The organism is Streptomyces sp. NPDC054783 (genome assembly GCF_053611725.1).
On sequence record NZ_JBSHAY010000021.1, the window covers coordinates 127887 to 145092 of the forward strand.

Here is a 17206-nt window from a genome sequence, read left to right on the forward strand (position 1 = left end):
CACCGACATGGCGACCTGCCCGAACGGACACCAGTCGGGTTCCGACGACTGGTGCGAGGTGTGCGGTCACCGCATGGCCGGTGCCGTACCGCCGCCCCCGCCGCCGCCCCCGCCCGCAGGCGGTTACGGCTTCCCGCCCCCGCAGGGCAACCAGGCCGGCGCACGCCCGCCGGCCGCGTCGGCCCCGGAGCCGGAGATGTGCCCGCAGTGCCGTACGCCCCGCGAGGGCGGCGCGCCCTTCTGCGAGGAGTGCCGGTGGAACTTCCTGACCAACACGGCCACCTCGTACACCCCGGCCGCGGCGCGCGCGCCGCAGCCGCGGTTCCAGCCGCCGAGCGCGACGTACGGCGGCAATGACGGGTACGAGTACCAGGGCTCGCGGCCCTCACAGATGAACCGGCCCGCCGAGCCGATCCCGTCCTTCGGCAGCGAGCCGTCGGGCCCGACGCCGTTCGCCGGCGAGCGGGGCCCGTCGGGGCCGCCGACCTCGCCCGGTCCGGGCGGTCCGGGTGCCTTCGGTGCCGGCCCCGGCCAGGGCGGCCCGGGTTCGGGTGCTCCGTCCGGCTTCGGCGGCGGTCAGGGCCAGGGTCCCGGCGGCCCCGGCGGCCCCTCCGGCTTCGGCGGCGGCCCCGGTCAGCCTCAGGGCCCGGGTGCCGGCGGTCCTTTCGGCCGTGAGCCCTCGGGTCCCGGCGATCCCTTCGGCCGTGAGCCCTCCGGCCCCGGCGGCCCCTTCGGCCGTGAGCCCTCGGGTCCCGGTGGCCCCACTCCCCCCGGCCCGCCCCAGGGCGGCCCCTCCGGCTTCGGCGGCGACCCCTCGCGTCCGGTACCGCCGCCGCCCCCCGGTGCCGGTACCGGCGGTGCCCCGCAGGCGTACCAGCAGTCCGGCCCGCCCGCGCCGCCCGCGTTCCCGCGGGAGTCCGGCCGGCCCCCGGTCGGCGGTCCGCCCGGGAGCGGCGGTGGGCAGCCGGCCGGTCCCCCGCCTCCCGGCCCCTCCTTCGGCGGTGACGACGACTGGGTGATCTCCCCGCCGTCGGCCGCCGGCCCGCAGAGCGGACAGGCCGGCGGCGGTTACGGCTACCCGCCGGTGCCGCCGCAGCGGGCCACCTGGACGGCGACCGTCGGCCCGGACCGTGACTACTTCATGGCGATGATGCAGCGCTCGGGTCCCGAGGCCGCGGGCCTGAACCTGCCCGCGTACTCGCCCGAGCAGCAGCGCACGCTCAGCGGCAACCAGGTCACCATCGGCCGCCGCCGGCACTCCACCGGCGACACCCCCGACATCGACCTGTCGGTGCCGCCGGAGGACCCGGGCGTCTCGCACCAGCACGCGGTGCTGGTGCAGCAGCCGGACGGCAACTGGGCGGTCGTCGACCAGAACTCGACCAACGGCACCACGGTCAACATGTCCGAGGAACCGATCCAGCCGTTCGTGCCGGTTCCGCTGCAGGACGGCGACCGGGTGCACGTGGGCGCCTGGACGACGATCACCATCCGCCGGGCCTGAGCGACACCGGGACGGTCACGGGAGGGGCCAGGTGTACGGCCCCTCCGGCTCGTCCAGCCACGCCCAGGCCTGCTCGCCGTCGACCGTGACGCCGTACCGCTCACGCTCCGGCATGCCCTCGCGCTCCCACAGCGAGCAGGCCTCCTGCGGGTCGAGGGTGCCCCGGGTCAGCGCGAGCAGGAAGCGGAACGTCTCCTGCTCGCGGGCCCGGCCCGGCAGCCCGGCGAGCGGCACGCCCTCCGGCTCCGGCCTGGCCTCGCCGCGCAGCGGCACGAAGTGGGCGGGCGTGGACAGGAAACGGCCCTCGCCGTGGGTCGCGTCCCGCACCGTCAGCGCGAGCAGGCCGGTGGCCAGCGGGGTGAGGATGCGGGCGTCGGCGCGGCACTGGGCGAGCCAGGCGCGCGGGACCGTGGACAGCTCGCACGTGGCGATGATCCGGTCGAACGGGGCGCGTTCGGGCACCCCGCGCGCGCCGTCGCCGGTGACGACGGCCGGACGGAATCCGGCCGCTTCCAGGTGCCGGCGGGCCGACTCGGTGATCTCCGGTTCCAGATCGACGGTGGTGACGAGGTCGTCGTCGCCGAGCCGGTGGGCGAGCAGGGCCGCGTTGTAGCCGGTGCCGGCGCCCACCTCCAGGACCCGGTCTCCGTCCTCGGCCTCCAGCGCGGCCAGCATCCGTGCCATCAGGGAGGGCCGGCTGCTGGAGGAGACCAGCTCGCCGTCGCGCAGCCGGGTGGCCAGCGGAACGTCCTCGTAGACGCCGCGCACCCACCGCTCGCGGGCCCGAGGGTCGGGGCTCTCGCCCCAGCGGCGCTCGTAGCCGCGCGGTCCGGCGACGTAGTAGTACGGCACGAACAGGTGCCGGGGCACCGCCGTGAACGCCTCCCGCCACACCGGGTCCCCGGCCCAGGCCCCCTCGGCGTCGATCTCCCGCACCAGCGCGTCCCGCGCGGCGGCGGCCAGGCGGTCGGTCTCGGCGTCGTACGCACCCATGGGTCCACAGTAGGGGCGAGCGGGCCCTCGGCAGGGCCGGGCCGCGGGGGTCCTAGGCCTCGAGTCCTGGGTCACCCGGTCTGAGACCATGGACGGGTGAATGAGATTCGGCGCGGCACGCTACAGGAGCAGACCTTCTACGAGCAGGTCGGCGGGGAGGACACCTTCCGCCGGCTGGTCCACCGTTTCTACGAGGGAGTGGCGGAGGACCCGGAGCTGCGGGCGATGTACCCGGAGGAGGACCTGGGCCCGGCCGAGGAGCGGCTGACCCTGTTCCTGATGCAGTACTGGGGCGGCCCCACCACCTACGGCGAGAACCGCGGCCACCCCCGGCTGCGCATGCGGCACGCCCCGTTCACGGTGGACCGGGCGGCGCACGACGCCTGGCTGCGGCACATGCGGGTCGGCGTCGAGGAACTCGGGCTGTCCGAGGAGCACGAGACGACGCTGTGGAACTACCTGACGTACGCCGCCGCATCGATGATCAACACCCCGGAGTGACGAACAACACCCCGGAGTGACGAACAGCCGTCGCTGAACGCCGGATTCCGGTCGTGCGCGGCCGTATTCCGGTCACGATCCGGTATAGACCGGTCGACAACCGCTTACCCGCGGCAGGTCCGCTCTGTCAGCATCGCCCGAAGGTCTTGGAGCTGACGGACACACGGGGGCCGGGTGACGGGGCTCGTCTTCTCACGCGCACGTGCGCACCGACTGCTGCTGGGCGCCGCGTTGCTCACCGTGGTGCTCACCACCGCGGTGCTGGCGACTCTCACCGCGTACTCGACGGCGATCGGCGATGCCGCGCTGCGCCATGTGCTGGCCGATCCGCGGACCGCGCCCGACACCGCGCTGATCGTCAAGGCGGACGTCCCGCCGGACGGGCGGGCCGCCGCCGACGCGACCGTACGGGAGGGCGCCCGCAAGACCTTCGACGGCCTGCCGGTGACGGTGCGGACCCTGCGCCGCTCGGGCCCGTACGCCCTGCCCCGCTCACTGCAGCCGCCCGCGGCCCGGTCCGGCGACCCGGACCTGACCCACCTCGCGGCACTGGACCGCACCCAGCTGCGGCTGACCGCCGGCCGCCTCCCACGCCCCGCCGAGGGCACCGTCGAGACCGCCGTCCCGCAGACCGCCGCCCGGGCGCTGCGGCTGAAGCCCGGCGACCGGCTCACCCTGACCGACCGGCTGGACGGCCCGGCGGTACGGGTGCGGATCACCGGGCTGTACCGCCCCGTCTCGGTCACGGCGGCGTACTGGCAGCTGGACGACCTCGCGGGCCGCGGCGCGAAGAAGGCCGGCTTCATGGCGTACGGCCCGCTGCTCGCCGACTCCTCCGTCCTCACCGGCGGCCGGGTCAGCGCCGGGCCCACGGCGTGGCTCGCGTCGGCGGACTTCGCGCGGATGACGACCGCGCGGATCGGCCGGCTGCGTACGGCGGCCCGGGCGGGCAGCGCGGGCCTGCGCGACCGCGCGGCGCTGCACGGTACGACGATGGCGCAGACCTCGCTGCCGGACGTCCTGGACCGGGTGGACCGGTCGCTGCTCGTCGCCCGCTCCACGCTGCTGATCGTCACGCTGCAGCTGGTCCTGCTCGCCGGCTACGCGCTGCTGCTGGTGGCCCGGCTGCTCAGCACCGAACGGGCCGACGAGACCCGGCTGTTGCGGGCGCGCGGCGCCTCCCGGGCCCGGCTCGCCGCCCTCGCCGCCGCGGAGGCGCTGCTGCTCGCGCTGCCCGCCGCGGTGTGCGCGCCACTGCTCGCCGGTCCGCTCACCGCCCTGCTCGCCGGCCACGGCCCACTGGCCCGTCTCGGCCTCCACCTCGACCTGCCCCCGGCCGGCCGCCCACTCGTCTGGCTGGTCGCGACCACGGCGGCACTGGGCTGCGCCCTGGCGGTGACGGTACCGGCGGTGGGGAGTGCGGGGGCGTGGGACCAGGGGGCGGGTACGGGGGCGTGGGGTCGAGGGGCGGGTACGGGGATGTGGGGCCGAGGGGGTCGGTCCCGGTCGGTGCCGGGCCGACGGGGTGGGCGGCCGGGGGCAGGGTCCGGCTCGACGCCGTCCGGCCGGGACGGGGGGCGCTCGACGCCGTCCGGCTGGGGCGCCCGGCGCTCGACGCCGTACGGCTCCGGCGCCCGGCACTCGACGCCGGGCGGCCCGGACGCCGCGGCGGCAGGGACCGGGGCCGCCGTCCGCGGTGACGGCGGACCCGACCGGGCACTGACTGGGCACTCCACGCCGTCCGGCTCGGCAACACGGCACTCGACGCCCTCCGGCCGGCGCACCCGGTACTCGATGCCGGGCGGCTCGGGTGCGCGGCGCCCGGGCGGGAGGCTTGCGTCGTGGTGGCGCCGCGTCGGTGTTCCGCGTCCCGTGCGTCTCTCCCGTCCCGCCTCCGCCGGAATGCTCCCCGCTCCCCTGCGTGCCGGGGCCGATCTCGGGCTGCTCGCGGTCGCCGCAGTGGCCTACTGGCAGTTGGGGCGGCAGGGCTCGGGAGGCGTGGCCGCCGACCGGTCCGGGGCGCTCGGGGTCGATCCGCTGCTGGTGGCCGCGCCCGCGCTGGCGCTGCTCGCCGGGACCGTGCTGACGCTGCGGCTGCTGCCGCCCGTGGCGCGGTTCGCCGAGCGGTGGGCGGCGGGCGGACGCGGGCTGCCGGTGGCGCTGGCCGGCTGGCAGTTCAGCCGCCGCACCGCACGCTCCGCGGGCCCGGTGCTGCTGCTGGTCCTCGCCGTCGCGCTCGGCATGCTCGCGATCGGGCAGGCCGCGTCCTGGGGCCGCTCACAGGACGACCAGGCCGACTTCCGGGCCGGGGTGCCGGTACGGGTGCTGTCCGCCGGGGAGGGCGGGCTCGGCCGTACCGACCTGTACGCGCGGCTGCCGCACGTGCGCGAGGCGGCGCCGGCCGTCCGCGTCTCCCAGCCGCTGTCCGGCGACCGTACGGCGACCGTGCTGGCGCTGGAGACCGGGCACGCGGCGGACGCGGTGCTGATGCGCCCGGACCTGGCCGACGCACCGGTACGGCCGTTGCTCGCGGGGCTGGCGCCGCACGGCTCCCTGGCCGGGGCCCGGGTGCCGGCGGGCACCGCGCGGCTCGGGCTGACCGCGACCCTCTCAGCTCGGCGGGGCCGGGGGTGGTCACCGACGTGACGGTGACGCTGGCGGACCGGTACGGGGTGCCGTACCAGCTGCCGTTCGGACAGCTCCCCGCCGACGGACACCCGCACCCGCTGAGCCTGGACGTGAGCGCCGCGCCCGGACCGCTGACCCTCACCGGGCTCCGCCTGGACATGAACCAGCCCGGCAAGAGGGCCGAACACCGGCTCACTCTGGGCGAGTTGACGGCAACCGGCGCCGACGGCCGGGCGCACCCGCTCGCGGTGCCCGCCCGCTGGAAGAGCACCGCGGAGGCCGCGGGCGACGCCGTGGCGAGCCCGGCCACCAGCCCCACCCGCCCCCGGGTCACCGGCCCCCGCACCTTCGTCTACGGCACCGGCTACCTCCCGGATGCCGACGCATGGCGGGTCGCCTCCGTCACGATCCGGCTCGAGGTGCCGCAGCGCGCGCCGGCCGCGGTACCGGGCCTGGCCACCGAGCGCTATCTGGCGTCGGCCGGCGCCCGGGTCGGGCAGCGCGTCGGCCTGACGATCGGCGACCACACCCTGCCGGTGCGGATCGTCCGTGCGGTGCGCGCCCTGCCCGCCACCGCCGACCCGACGGCCACCGGCGCCCGCGACGGCGGCGCCGTGCTGCTCGACCTGCGCGCCGTGAACCAGCTGCTGCAGGCGCGGTACGGCGACAGCGCGACGCCGAACGAGTGGTGGCTGAACACCGGGCCGGGCGCCGCGGCGGGGGTGGCCGTCGCCGTACGGGCCCTGCCGGACGTGGATCCGGGGCAGGTGGTGGTGCGCGACGAGATCGCCGCCGAACTGCGCGACGACCCGTTCGGGGCGGGCCCCGAGGCCGCGTTCACGGCGGCGGCCGTGGTGGCGGCGGCGCTCGCCGCGGTCGGGTTCGCGGTCGGCGCGGCGGCCGCGCGGCGCGCCCGCGGCGCCGAGTTCGCCGTGCTGCGCGCGCTCGGTGTGCCGCGCCGCCGACTGGCCCGCGCGGTCGCCGCCGAGCAGGCCGTCCTGGTGGGTCTGGCGCTCGCGGTGGGCCTGGGCCTCGGCACCGTCCTGGCCCGCGCCGTGCTGCCGTTGATCGTCCTGACCGGCGAGGCCGGCCGCCCGGTACCGGACCTCCTGGTCCAACTCCCGACCGCCCGCGTGGCGTTGCTGCTCTGCGCGGTCGCGGCGGTCCCCCTCACGGTCACCGCGCTGCCGACCCTGCGCCGCACGAACCCGGCCCGGGCCCTGCGCGAGCAGGGGGGTGAGTGAGATGAACCGCGCCGAGGCGTGTGCCGCCGCGCCGGGTGCCGAACCGGTGCGCGAGGCGAGCCACGGGGGCCGTCCGATGCAGTGCATGCGCACCGCGGCGTCTCGCCCGGTCGCGGTGGCCCGAGGGAGGTGGGTGAGATGAGGCGTCCGGTGTCGCGGGTCCTCGCGCCCTGGGTGCGGACCCGGTTGCGGGCCGCGCCCGGTACCGCGGCCGCGCTCGCGCTGCTGGTCGCGCTGGCCGCGTGCCTGGCGGGCGCCTTCCCCCGCGCGGTCGACCGGTACGAGGACGCCGGCCTTCGGCGGGCCGCCGCGCAGGCGCACCCCGACCGCACCACCGTGCTCGTGCAGGCGCCCGCGCCCGACCTCGGCCTGTCGGCCGGACAGCGGGCCACCGCCGTACGCCCGGCCGCGCTGCAACGGCAGTACCGGCAGATCCTCCCCACGGTCCCCGGCCCGCTCACCGTCGACCGCGCCCAGTCGGTCTACGGCGTCGCCGGCGGCGTGAACCCGGAGGTGCCGGACGCGTTCCTGCCCCGCCCCACCGGGTTGCCCGCCCGTGTCTCGCTGTTCGCGCCGAGCGGCCTGGCCGACCACGCGCGCCTGCGCACCGGACGCATGCCGCGCGCCGACCGCCCGGTGGACGCGAGCACCCTGGAGGTGGAGGCCGCCGTGACCGCCGCCACCGCCAAGTCCCTGCACATCAAGGTCGGTTCGGTCATCCATGTGCCCGGGGCCGGCCGTCCCCCGCTCGCGGTCCGGGTCACCGGCATCCTCGACCCGCGCGACCCCGCCGGCGCCTACTGGTCGACCGTGCCCCGCCTGCGCACCCCGGTCCTGGTGACGCTGCCCAGCCCCGGCGGCGACCCGCCGAAGTACTGGCTCGGCACGCTGCTGCTCCCCCAGCAGGCTGCGCCCGCGCTGCTGGGCACGACCACGATCCCGTTCCGCTACTGGTTCCTCGCCCCCGACCTGCGCGCCCTGCACGCCCACGACCTGGGCCGGCTGAAGTCGGCCGTGGCCGCCCTGGAGTCCGGTCCCGGGCTGCAGCGCGTCCGCGCCGTCACCGACGACAACACCGACATCGGCACGGCCCTGGACGACACCCTCACCTCCTTCGACAAGCTGCGCTCCGGCATCTCCCCGCTGGTGTCCGTGGCCGCCGCCGGCACCGGCACGGTCGTCGGGGTCGTCCTGCTCATGACGGGCGGCCTGGCCGCAGACCGGCGCCGCGCCGAACTCGCCCTGCTGCGCGCCCGCGGCGCCTCCCTGCCCGCGCTCGCCGGCCTGCTGCTGGCCGAGACCGCCGTGGTCGCCGTACCGGCCGGTGCGCTCGGCCTTGCCGTGGCCCTGCGCACGGTCCCGGCCGGCCGCGCCGCCTACGCCCTGGCCGCCGCGGCCGCCGTGACCGTCACCGCCTGTGCCGCGCTTCCGCTGCGCGCCGCCCTGGCGCACCGCGCGGTGCGCGCGACGGCCGACCGCGCGGACCTGGCGACCGTACGGCCCTCCCGGCGCCGTACGGTCGCCGAGCTGACCCTCCTGGTGACGGCGGCCGCGGCCGTCGCGGCGCTGCGGCGGCGCGGCGCGACCGGCGACCAACTGGTCGCCCTGGCCCCGGTCCTGGTCGGCGTCATCGCCGCGCTGCTGCTGCTCCGCCTCTACCCGCTGCTGCTGCGCCGCCTCACCGGCCCGGCGGCCCGTCTGCGCGGGGCGACCGGCCATCTCTCGCTGGCCCGCGCGGGCCGCGCCCAGACCTCCGCGGTGCTGCCGCTCGTGGCGCTGCTGTCGGCGCTGACCACGGCGGCGTTCGGGGGCTCGGTGCTGGCGGGCGTGGCCGACGCCCGGGAACGGGCGGCGCTGCTGACCGTCGGCGCCGACGCCCGCGTGGACTCCGACGCCCCGCTCCCGGCGGCGGTGCCGGCCCGGGTGCGCGCCGTGGACGGAGTGCGGGACGTGGCGGCCGTGAGCATCGACTACCAGGCCAAGCCGGTGGACGGTCAGGATTCGGTACCGCTGGTGGGCGCGGACCCGTCGTCCTACGGCGCGCTGGTGGCCCGTACCGGCCTGGGCGCCTTCCGCCCCGGTGAGTTGACGTCGCGCTCCGGCCGACCACTGCCGGCCGTGGCCTCGCCGTCCGTCGCCGCCGAGTACGGCACCCGGCGCCCCTTCCCGGTCCGGCTGTCGGACGGCAGCACGGTCACCGTGCGCATCGCGCTGGTCCGCGGCACCACTCCGGCGGTGTCCGGCGGCAACTTCCTGATCGTGAACCGGTCCGGCCTGTCCTCCCCCGCCGACCGCCCGACGGCCCTGCTGCTGACCGGCGACCGCCTGGACGCCGCCGCGCTGCGGCACGCGGCCGGCGGCTCCGCCGACGTCCGTCTCCTGGCCGCGGAGCGCGCCCGGTACGCCGACTCGCCCCTGCAGTCCGGGGCCGAGCGCGTCTACACGGCGGCGGTGGCCGCGGGCGCCGGCTTCGCCGTACTGGCCCTGCTCCTGGCCCTCGTCCGCGCGGCTCCCGAACGCGCCGCCCTGCTGGCCCGCCTGCGCACGATGGGCCTCAGCCGCGCGGAGGGCCGCCGCCTGCTGATCCTGGAGTCCCTCCCGCAGGCCCTTCTCGCCGCCCTCGGCTCCACCCTGACCGGCTGGTCCACCATCCGCCTCCTCTCCCCCGGCATCGACCTGACGGCCATCGCCCTCTCGTCGGCCCAATCCCCGCTCGACGAAGCAGAGTTGAGACCGGACACCTGGTCGCTGACGATCCCGGCGACGGCGGTCGTGCTGGTGACGGTGGGGGTTGCGGCGGTGCAGGCGTGGTGGACGGGACGCCGGGGATCCGTCACCGAGCTCAGAGCAGGGGACGCCGGATGAGCGTGCTCGCCCGCGGGCAGGCGGCCCCCCGCCGGCGCGGGCAAGCGAATCCCACCCCCGCCCCGCACCAGTGCAGCGCACAAACGCAGCAAAGGCACCTCACACCGCCCTACCTCCCGCACAGCGCCTTCGCAGCACAGGGCACCGTCCCGCAGGAGACCCGATGACCACCGACCACCCCACCCTCGCCGACCTGGCGAACCGCGTCGCCGAATCCCGCGACCAACCCGCCTACGGCCACGACGCCCTGATCACCTGCGACCGCCTCGTCCGCATCTTCTCCACGGCCGGCATCGAGGTCCAGGCCCTCCAGGGCCTGGACCTCCTCGTGCGCGAGGGCGAACTGATGGCCCTCGTCGGCGCCTCGGGCAGCGGCAAGTCCACCCTGATGAACATCCTCGCCGGCCTGGACACCCCCACCGCCGGCGCCGCCCGGGTCGCCGGCCACGACCTGCTCACCATGACCGCCCGGGACCGCCTGACCTACCGCCGCGAAACCGTCGGCTTCGTCTGGCAGCAGACCTCCCGCAACCTCCTGCCGTACCTGACCGCCGCCCAGAACGTCGCCCTCCCCCTCCAGCTCTCCGGCACCCGCGCCCGCTCCCGCGTCCGCCGCCGCGCCCGCGCCGAACGCGCCGTGGAGCTCCTGGAGTTGCTGCAGATGGCCGACTGCCGCGACCGCCACCCGCACGAGCTGTCCGGCGGCCAGCAGCAGCGCGTCGCGATCGCCGTGGCCCTCGCGAACGACCCGGCGGTGCTGCTCGCCGACGAACCCACCGGCGAACTCGACTCCCGGACCGCCGCGCAAATCTTCGACGCGTTCCGCACGGCCAACGAAAGCCTCGGCACCACGATCGTCATCGTCACCCACGACCAGGCCGTGGCGGGCGAGGTCCGCCGCACGGTCGCCATCCGCGACGGCCGTACCTCCACCGAGGTGCTGCGGCGCAGCGAGATCGACGCCACGACCGGCCACGAGACGGTCGTCGCCCGCGAGTACGCGATGCTCGACCGCGCCGGCCGCCTCCAGCTCCCCGCCGACTACCTCCGCGCCCTGGACATGCGCGACCGCGTGGCCCTGGAACTGGAGTCCGACCACATCGGAGTGTGGCCGGACGAGCGGAACGGGGGAACGCAGTGAGCCGGAAGGAGCCGGAAGGAGCCGGATCGGCTCAGCGCACGCTGACACCCAGCGTGCCGAGGCCCGTCCGCCGTACGGCGACGGACCCGTACGGGGTGCGCAGCCTGAGCCACGCCCCCGAGGAGAACAGCGCGATGTCGGCCGGATCGGTGCCCGGCCGCAGGAAGCCCAGGGACTGGGCGGCGTGCACGGCCCGCACCGGAAGCCCGGTCCGCCCGATCTCCCGGGACCAGATGTCCCGCCCGATCCGGTCCAGCTCCGCGCGGGTACGACCGTCCGGCGCCAGCTCCTCCGTACGGGACCGGAACTCGGTGACCGCCGCGGCGACGGTCGCCCGCAGCGCGTCCGGCGCGGGCAGCCCAGGCTCGGGCTGCCAGCCGCCGCGCGGCGGCAGCACACCGGCCCACGGCGGCCCGGTGACCGCGGCCGGCACGCCGGCGGTGGCCGCCCGCTCGTCCACGGACTCCAGGAACTCACCGGCGGAGACGGTCACGTCGAGGGTGGCCTCGAGGCCCTTCTCGTAGGGCTTCGCCAGTCGTACCGCGCGGACGGCCAGCACCTCGAAGGACGGCGGCCGGCCGAAGACGGCGAGCGCCGTGCCGGCCGCCTGCACACGCACCGCGGCTCCACGGTCGTAGTGGAGCAGCCGGGAGAGGAAGGCGGCGAGATCGGCCGCCTCCGTCTCGTCGGCCAGGTGCAGCACGGTCATGCGGCGACGGCCTCCTCGTCGGCGTCGTCCGCGTCGTCGGTGTACCGCTGGAGGAACTCCCGCTCCTCGGGGGTGAGCCGGCGTGGCCGCTGCGTCTCGAAGTCGAACGGCACGACCACGGTGGAGGCCCGGACGTAGATCACGTCCGCGTCCTTCACCTCGTAGGTGACGGTGAAGGACGCGGCCCTGACCTGGGTGACCCAGAGCTCGATGTCCACGGGCGTGGGCCGGTGGACGAGCTGGCGCTTGTAGTCGATCTCATGGCGCGCCACCACGGAGCCCTGCTCCGACTCCTCGCCGCGCAGGGACAGGAAGTCGATGCGAGCCTCCTCCAGATAGCGGAGGAAGATCGCGTTGTTGACATGTCCGTACGCGTCCATGTCCGACCAGCGCAGCGGGCAGCGATAGATGTGGCGCAAGACCGATCAGCCCCGGGTCAGCTTCTTGTAGGTGGCGCGGTGCGGACGCGCGGCGTCCGGCCCCAGCCGCTCGATCTTGTTCTTCTCGTACGACTCGAAGTTGCCCTCGAACCAGAACCACTTCGACTCACCCTCGTAGGCGAGGATGTGCGTGGCGACGCGGTCGAGGAACCACCGGTCGTGGGAGACGACCACGGCGCAGCCGGGGAAGTCCAGCAGCGCGTTCTCCAGGCTGGAGAGGGTCTCGACGTCGAGGTCGTTGGTGGGCTCGTCGAGGAGCAGCAGGTTGCCGCCCTGCTTGAGGGTGAGCGCCAGGTTGAGGCGGTTGCGCTCACCACCGGAGAGGACACCGGTCGGCTTCTGCTGGTCCGGGCCCTTGAACCCGAACGCGGACACGTACGCCCGGCTCGGCATCTCGACCTGACCGACGTTGATGTAGTCGAGCCCGTCGGACACGACCTCCCACAGCGTCTTCTTCGGGTCGAGGTTGGAACGGCCCTGGTCGACGTAGGAGATCTTGACGGTCTCGCCGACCTTGATGTCGCCGGAGTCCGGCGTCTCCAGGCCCTGGATCATCTTGAACAGCGTGGTCTTGCCCGCGCCGTTCGGGCCGATGACGCCGACGATGCCGTTGCGCGGCAGCGTGAAGCTGAGGCCGTCGACGAGGACCTTCTCGCCGAAGGCCTTGTTGAGCTTGTCGACCTCGACGACGACGTTGCCCAGGCGCGGGCCCGGCGGGATCTGGATCTCCTCGAAGTCCAGCTTCCGCATCTTCTCGGCCTCGGCGGCCATCTCCTCGTACCGGGCGAGACGCGCCTTGGACTTGGCCTGCCGCCCCTTGGCGTTCGACCGCACCCACTCCAGCTCTTCCTTGAGCCGCTTCTGCCGCTTGGCGTCCTTCTGGCCCTCGACCTTCAGACGGGCGGCCTTGGTCTCCAGGTAGGTGGAGTAGTTGCCCTGGTACGGGTAGGCGCGGCCGCGGTCGAGCTCGAGGATCCACTCGGCCACGTTGTCCAGGAAGTACCGGTCGTGGGTGATGGCGACGACGGTGCCCGCGTACTTGGCCAGGTGCTGCTCCAGCCAGTTCACGGACTCGGCGTCGAGGTGGTTGGTGGGCTCGTCGAGCAGCAGCAGGTCGGGGGCTTCCAGCAGCAGCTTGCAGAGCGCGACGCGGCGCTTCTCACCACCGGAGAGGTTGGTGACGGGCCAGTCGCCCGGAGGGCACCCGAGGGCGTCCATGGCCTGCTCGAGCTGCGCGTCGAGGTCCCACGCGTTGGCGTGGTCCAGCTCCTCCTGCAGCTTGCCCATCTCGTCGAGCAGGGCGTCCGAGTAGTCGGTCGCCATCAGCTCGGCGATCTCGTTGAACCGGTCGAGCTTGCCCTTGATCTCGGCGACACCCTCCTGGACGTTCTCCAGGACGGTCTTCTCCTCGTTCAGCGGCGGCTCCTGCAGCAGGATGCCGACGCTGTAGCCCGGGGACAGGAACGCGTCACCGTTCGACGGCTGCTCGAGCCCCGCCATGATCTTCAACACGGTCGACTTACCGGCACCGTTCGGACCGACGACGCCGATCTTCGCCCCCGGCAGGAAGTTCAGGGTGACATCATCGAGGATCACCTTGTCGCCGTGCGCCTTGCGCGTCTTGCGCATGGTGTAAATGAACTCAGCCAAGAGAAACCGTCCGGCAGCTTGAAATCTGGCAGTGGGCAGATACACCCCATCTTGCCTGACTGCCAGCCCTGGGTGTTAACCCGTTTGGTCCGGGGCCTCTGACCTGGAGTTTCTCCGCTGGGGACGGTAGCTCGCCTGTCACTGTCAGTCGCTGCCGAGCGGCCTCGGGCACCCTCGCACGGCCCAGGGACGGCCCGGGAGCACGCGTCAGCTGCCGGCCACTCATCGAGCCGGACGCTCACCTGGTGGTTGTGGGGTGCCGGTAGCCCCCCTCGGCGGAGACCCGGAAGACAGGCACTCCATCCCATGCGGCATGGCCGTGATCTCGCCCGGTGAGCGTCAGCCGGAGTCGGTGGCGTCGGCGCCTTCCAGCAGCGCTTTCAATGCGGCCAGGTCCTTGACGTTCGCCCGCCGCACAGCCGCGGCCATCATCGGAGCGCTCACTTTGGCAAAGCCGGATGGCTCGCCGCGGTTGCGCAGCGTCATCCGGGTATGGTCGGCGTCCACCGGCTGCCAGGTGTAGGTCGTCTCCATGGGAAACGGCCCCTGCGCGGTGCGCATCACGAGTCGTTCGGGGGAGCACTCGACGATTTCGTACGTGTAGGTCAGGGTGCGTCCCAGGAACCGGGCGACGAAGTCGAGCTTCGAGCCCGCGGCGAGCGGCGGCGAGGTCCGCCAACGAACCGAGACGATGTTGGCGTACCAGTGCGGCGCGTTGGTCGGATCCCCGGCGTAGGCGGCGACCTCCGCACAGGGGCGGGCGATCACGGTCTCGGTGAGAACGTCGACAGCCATGACGTCAACGCTATCCCTGCCGCTCATGCTCCGGAACTCGACGCACGTGCTGTCCGGTCAGCCCTCCCCCGCGCTTCTGGCGGTTGATCGCGATCTCGTACACGATCTCGCAGTGCGCGGCGGGCACGACGATGTCCGCCGTCTCCACAGGCCCGCCCCTGGTCGCTGTCGTCCGCAGCGGTTTCGGTCGAGCTGGACGGCATGACGACCGCACTGTCCGACGTCTACCGGCGGACCGTGTGTCACCGCGGGCGGCTGCCTGATCAGGTGTTCCGCTCTTCCCGCTTGCGCAGCGCCACCAGTACCGCCCCGCCGATCACCACGAAGCCGATGGCCACGCCGGCGATCAGCGGGGTGATCTCGGAGCCGCCGGTTTCGGCCAGGTTGGTGTCGGGGGCCGTGGTGCCGCCGACCGAGGCGGGGCTGGGGGCGTTGTGGATCCGGGCCGACTCCGTGGTGATCGCGCCCTGCGTCCTGCAGTCGAGGACGCCGGTGAAGCGGTGGCTGAAGCCGTGGGGTCCGGTGATCGTGAAGTCGTAGGCCTGGTCCTCCTGGAGCGGGACGGTCACCGTGCGGGACGTGCCCGCGGGGATGGTGTGCTCGGCGCCCATCAGCTCGAAGGTGAAGGGCTTGTCGCCCTTGTTGGCCACGAAGATGTCCAGGGCGCCCCTGGCGCAGTCCCTACGGGCCGAAACCGCCGGTATGGCGCCCTCGCCCGCCCAGGCGGCGGTCGCGGTCGCGGAGACCGTGGACTCGCTGGAGCCGGCCAGGATCTGGGTCTGGCTGCGGCTGTCGGAGGCGAAGGCACGGCCCACCGGCACCGTGGTCGACGCCTGCACGGTCAGCTGCGCCGTACCTCCCCCACCGTCCATAGCGTGGGAGGGACCCCCGGAGGCGTCCTCTGGAATGTCGAAGTACAGCTTGGTGCCGTCCTGCGCGGACGTGATCACCTTGCCGGTCTTGTCGGTGATCCGTACCCCGCTCATGGCCGCGTCCGGCGGCGGACTCACCGTGACGGTGCCTGCGTTGGTGTGCACGGTCACCGGGCCGAGCACGTCCCCCGGCCGGCCGGAGACCGCCGGCGGGTCGAGGGTCAGCGAGGCCTGCGGTTCACCCAGGTCGCGGGCGCTCTTCTGCAGGTAGTCGGCTAGCTTCTCGGCCTGCGGGTCGACGGCGTCCACCTTCGCGTGGTCGGAGTAGCGCCAGATGGCCACCTGGGTGCCGGCCGCCGCGTCCTGCTCGGTCAGGGTGCCGGCGCCGGCCTGGCGGGCGAGCGCGGCGAGGTCGTTGACCTGGGGATAGGAGTTCTGCAGGATCCAGCGGATCCGGCCGGCGTCCTTGTTGCCGCCCAGCGAGGTGCCGCTCCAGGGCGTCTCCTGGTAGAGGGCGTCGCGCTGGGTGGGGTTGTGGAGGTCGACGCAGTACGTCTGGAGGGTGCCCCCGCCGTCGACGGACATCTCGAACAGGCCCGCCTCCACGCGCTGGTCGCCGCCGTCCTCGTGGATCACTGCCTCGCCGTAGGTCTTCAGGCCGTTGATCGCGGCCGTCGCCCCGCCCTGGGTCTGCGGTGTCCCGTCGGTTCCGTCGGCCGCGGCCGTACCGGCGCCGGACAGCACACCGGCCGCCACGAGGCCGGTCACCGTCGTGGCGGCGGCCAGGCGGCCCGCTCCGGTGGAACGGTGGAACCCGCAGAACGCAGCAAGCACAGAATTCCCCTTCGAGCAGGACCCGTTGGACGTGGGGGACGGTCCCACCAGCAGAATCGGCAGCCCCTGGGGGCATGCCCGGCATCCTATGGATCAGCCGGAGCCTCTCCTGCCGGTCGGATGATCCGATGGGCGATCCGATCCGTAATCGTTATCGCCGGGACCGTCCATGAGCTGGGCATATCGACAAATCAACCGGTTCGTACGGGGTGTTGGGCAGGCGGACGCACGCCGGCCGACTCCGCCGCGCCGCTTCGGAAGCGCGTGCTGATGTCATGTCACCGCTACTGGCTCCGCCGCCTGTTGAGGCGTGCCGCTGCCCTCGTCCGGGGTGTCAGTGGGACGCGGTGTCTCCCAGTTCGGTTCCGGCCGGGTCGCCGTCGGCGGTGCCTCCGGTTTGACCGAGCGCTGGAAGGCGGCCGTACCCCGTGAGAGGTCGTGGCCGATCGCCACGGCGTCGATGTCGGCGGTGGCCCACTGCTGCTGCCCGTCGCGCACCTCCGTGCGCACCTTCAGCCGGCCCTGTACGACGACCGGCTGGCCCACCTCCACGCACGCGGCCACGTTCACCGCGAGCTGACGGTTGGCCCACACCGTGAAGAAGTTGGTGTGCCCGTCGGTCCAGCTGCTCTTCTCCCGGTCCCAGTAGCGCGCGGTCACCGCCAGCCGGAACCGGGCCGACGGACCCGCCGCCGACTCCCGGTACACCGGCTGGGTCGCCACGTTGCCCACCACGCACACGATGGTCTCGTTCATGTTCTCGCTCCCCTCCCCCGCCCGGCCCCTTCCGGCCGGGCGGACACGCGCACGGGCCCGTCCCGTACGGCCGTGTCTGTCGTCCATGTCGTGCGGCGCGTACGACCGCCGTACGCGCCGCACCTCGCGCCGACCGCGCGCACCGTCCGCCGTCCCTCCGGCCGGAACCGCCGTGCGATCGCCGCGAACCCAGACTGCCTCCGCCCGGCCGGACCCGCTGAGAGCTGTGGACGACCACCCCACCTGTGGAAAACCCCGCCACCCACATGAGTGA

General features: G+C 74.4%; 13 protein-coding genes and 1 pseudogene. 6 read left to right on the plus strand and 8 right to left on the minus strand.

Annotated elements, in window-relative coordinates; genetic code table 11:
• Positions 1–7 precede the first annotated feature (7 nt).
• The gene (locus ACWGJ5_RS30730) at positions 8–1504 is read left to right on the plus strand and encodes an FHA domain-containing protein (protein WP_453312897.1); all 1497 of its coding nucleotides are present in this window, start codon (positions 8–10) and stop codon (positions 1502–1504) included.
• 15 nt (positions 1505–1519) lie between these two features.
• Here ACWGJ5_RS30730 and ACWGJ5_RS30735 read toward each other — a convergent pair whose 3' ends face one another.
• Positions 1520–2497, minus strand: coding sequence for a methyltransferase domain-containing protein (locus ACWGJ5_RS30735; RefSeq protein ID WP_453312898.1), 978 nt, complete (start codon positions 2495–2497; stop codon positions 1520–1522).
• A gap of 96 nt (positions 2498–2593) precedes the next feature.
• On the opposite strand from ACWGJ5_RS30735, the gene ACWGJ5_RS30740 reads away from it, so the two are divergent.
• The 5 genes from ACWGJ5_RS30740 to ACWGJ5_RS30760 all read left to right on the plus strand — a co-directional run bounded on the left by ACWGJ5_RS30740 (position 2594) and on the right by ACWGJ5_RS30760 (position 10876).
• Positions 2594–2998 (plus strand): globin, encoded by a 405-nt coding sequence (locus ACWGJ5_RS30740; RefSeq protein ID WP_453312899.1) that lies wholly within the window; start codon positions 2594–2596, stop codon positions 2996–2998.
• Positions 2999–3172: 174 nt separating this feature from the next.
• A complete protein-coding gene (locus ACWGJ5_RS30745; protein WP_453312900.1) occupies positions 3173–5644 on the plus strand; it encodes an FtsX-like permease family protein in 2472 nt (823 codons plus the stop codon).
• Entirely contained in the window at positions 5641–6870 is a 1230-nt protein-coding gene (locus tag ACWGJ5_RS30750; protein ID WP_453312901.1) for an FtsX-like permease family protein, read from the plus strand. Before ACWGJ5_RS30745 ends, ACWGJ5_RS30750 begins: the two co-directional genes overlap by 4 nt.
• A 138-nt stretch (positions 6871–7008) precedes the next feature.
• Positions 7009–9735, plus strand: coding sequence for an FtsX-like permease family protein (locus ACWGJ5_RS30755; protein WP_453312902.1), 2727 nt, complete (start codon positions 7009–7011; stop codon positions 9733–9735).
• Between the two features lie 163 nt (positions 9736–9898).
• The gene (locus ACWGJ5_RS30760; RefSeq protein WP_453312903.1) at positions 9899–10876 is read left to right on the plus strand and encodes an ABC transporter ATP-binding protein; all 978 of its coding nucleotides are present in this window, start codon (positions 9899–9901) and stop codon (positions 10874–10876) included.
• A 31-nt stretch (positions 10877–10907) separates the two neighbouring features.
• On the opposite strand, the gene ACWGJ5_RS30765 is transcribed toward ACWGJ5_RS30760, so the two are convergent.
• The 7 genes and pseudogenes from ACWGJ5_RS30765 to ACWGJ5_RS30795 all read right to left on the minus strand — a co-directional run bounded on the left by ACWGJ5_RS30765 (position 10908) and on the right by ACWGJ5_RS30795 (position 16932).
• On the minus strand, positions 10908–11585 hold the full coding sequence (locus ACWGJ5_RS30765) for a hypothetical protein (RefSeq protein WP_453312904.1): 678 nt from the start codon (positions 11583–11585) through the stop codon (positions 10908–10910).
• A complete protein-coding gene (locus ACWGJ5_RS30770; protein WP_453312905.1) occupies positions 11582–12004 on the minus strand; it encodes an acyl-CoA thioesterase in 423 nt (140 codons plus the stop codon). Before ACWGJ5_RS30770 ends, ACWGJ5_RS30765 begins: the two co-directional genes overlap by 4 nt.
• A 6-nt stretch (positions 12005–12010) precedes the next feature.
• Positions 12011–13675 carry an energy-dependent translational throttle protein EttA gene (gene ettA / locus ACWGJ5_RS30775; protein ID WP_228625204.1) on the minus strand — a complete coding sequence of 555 codons (1665 nt, stop codon included), beginning with the start codon at positions 13673–13675 and terminating at the stop codon, positions 12011–12013.
• 339 nt (positions 13676–14014) lie between these two features.
• Complete coding sequence (locus ACWGJ5_RS30780) at positions 14015–14470, minus strand: SRPBCC family protein (RefSeq protein ID WP_453312906.1); 456 nt, start codon at positions 14468–14470, stop codon at positions 14015–14017.
• A 79-nt stretch (positions 14471–14549) separates the two neighbouring features.
• Positions 14550–14627 (minus strand): annotated as a pseudogene (locus ACWGJ5_RS30785) (GntR family transcriptional regulator); the annotation flags it as partial.
• A 106-nt stretch (positions 14628–14733) separates the two neighbouring features.
• Positions 14734–16176, minus strand: a complete 1443-nt coding sequence (locus tag ACWGJ5_RS30790; protein WP_453312907.1) for a Cys-Gln thioester bond-forming surface protein — start codon at positions 16174–16176, stop codon at positions 14734–14736.
• A gap of 273 nt (positions 16177–16449) precedes the next feature.
• Positions 16450–16932, minus strand: coding sequence for a single-stranded DNA-binding protein (locus ACWGJ5_RS30795; protein WP_453312908.1), 483 nt, complete (start codon positions 16930–16932; stop codon positions 16450–16452).
• Positions 16933–17206: the final 274 nt, after the last annotated feature.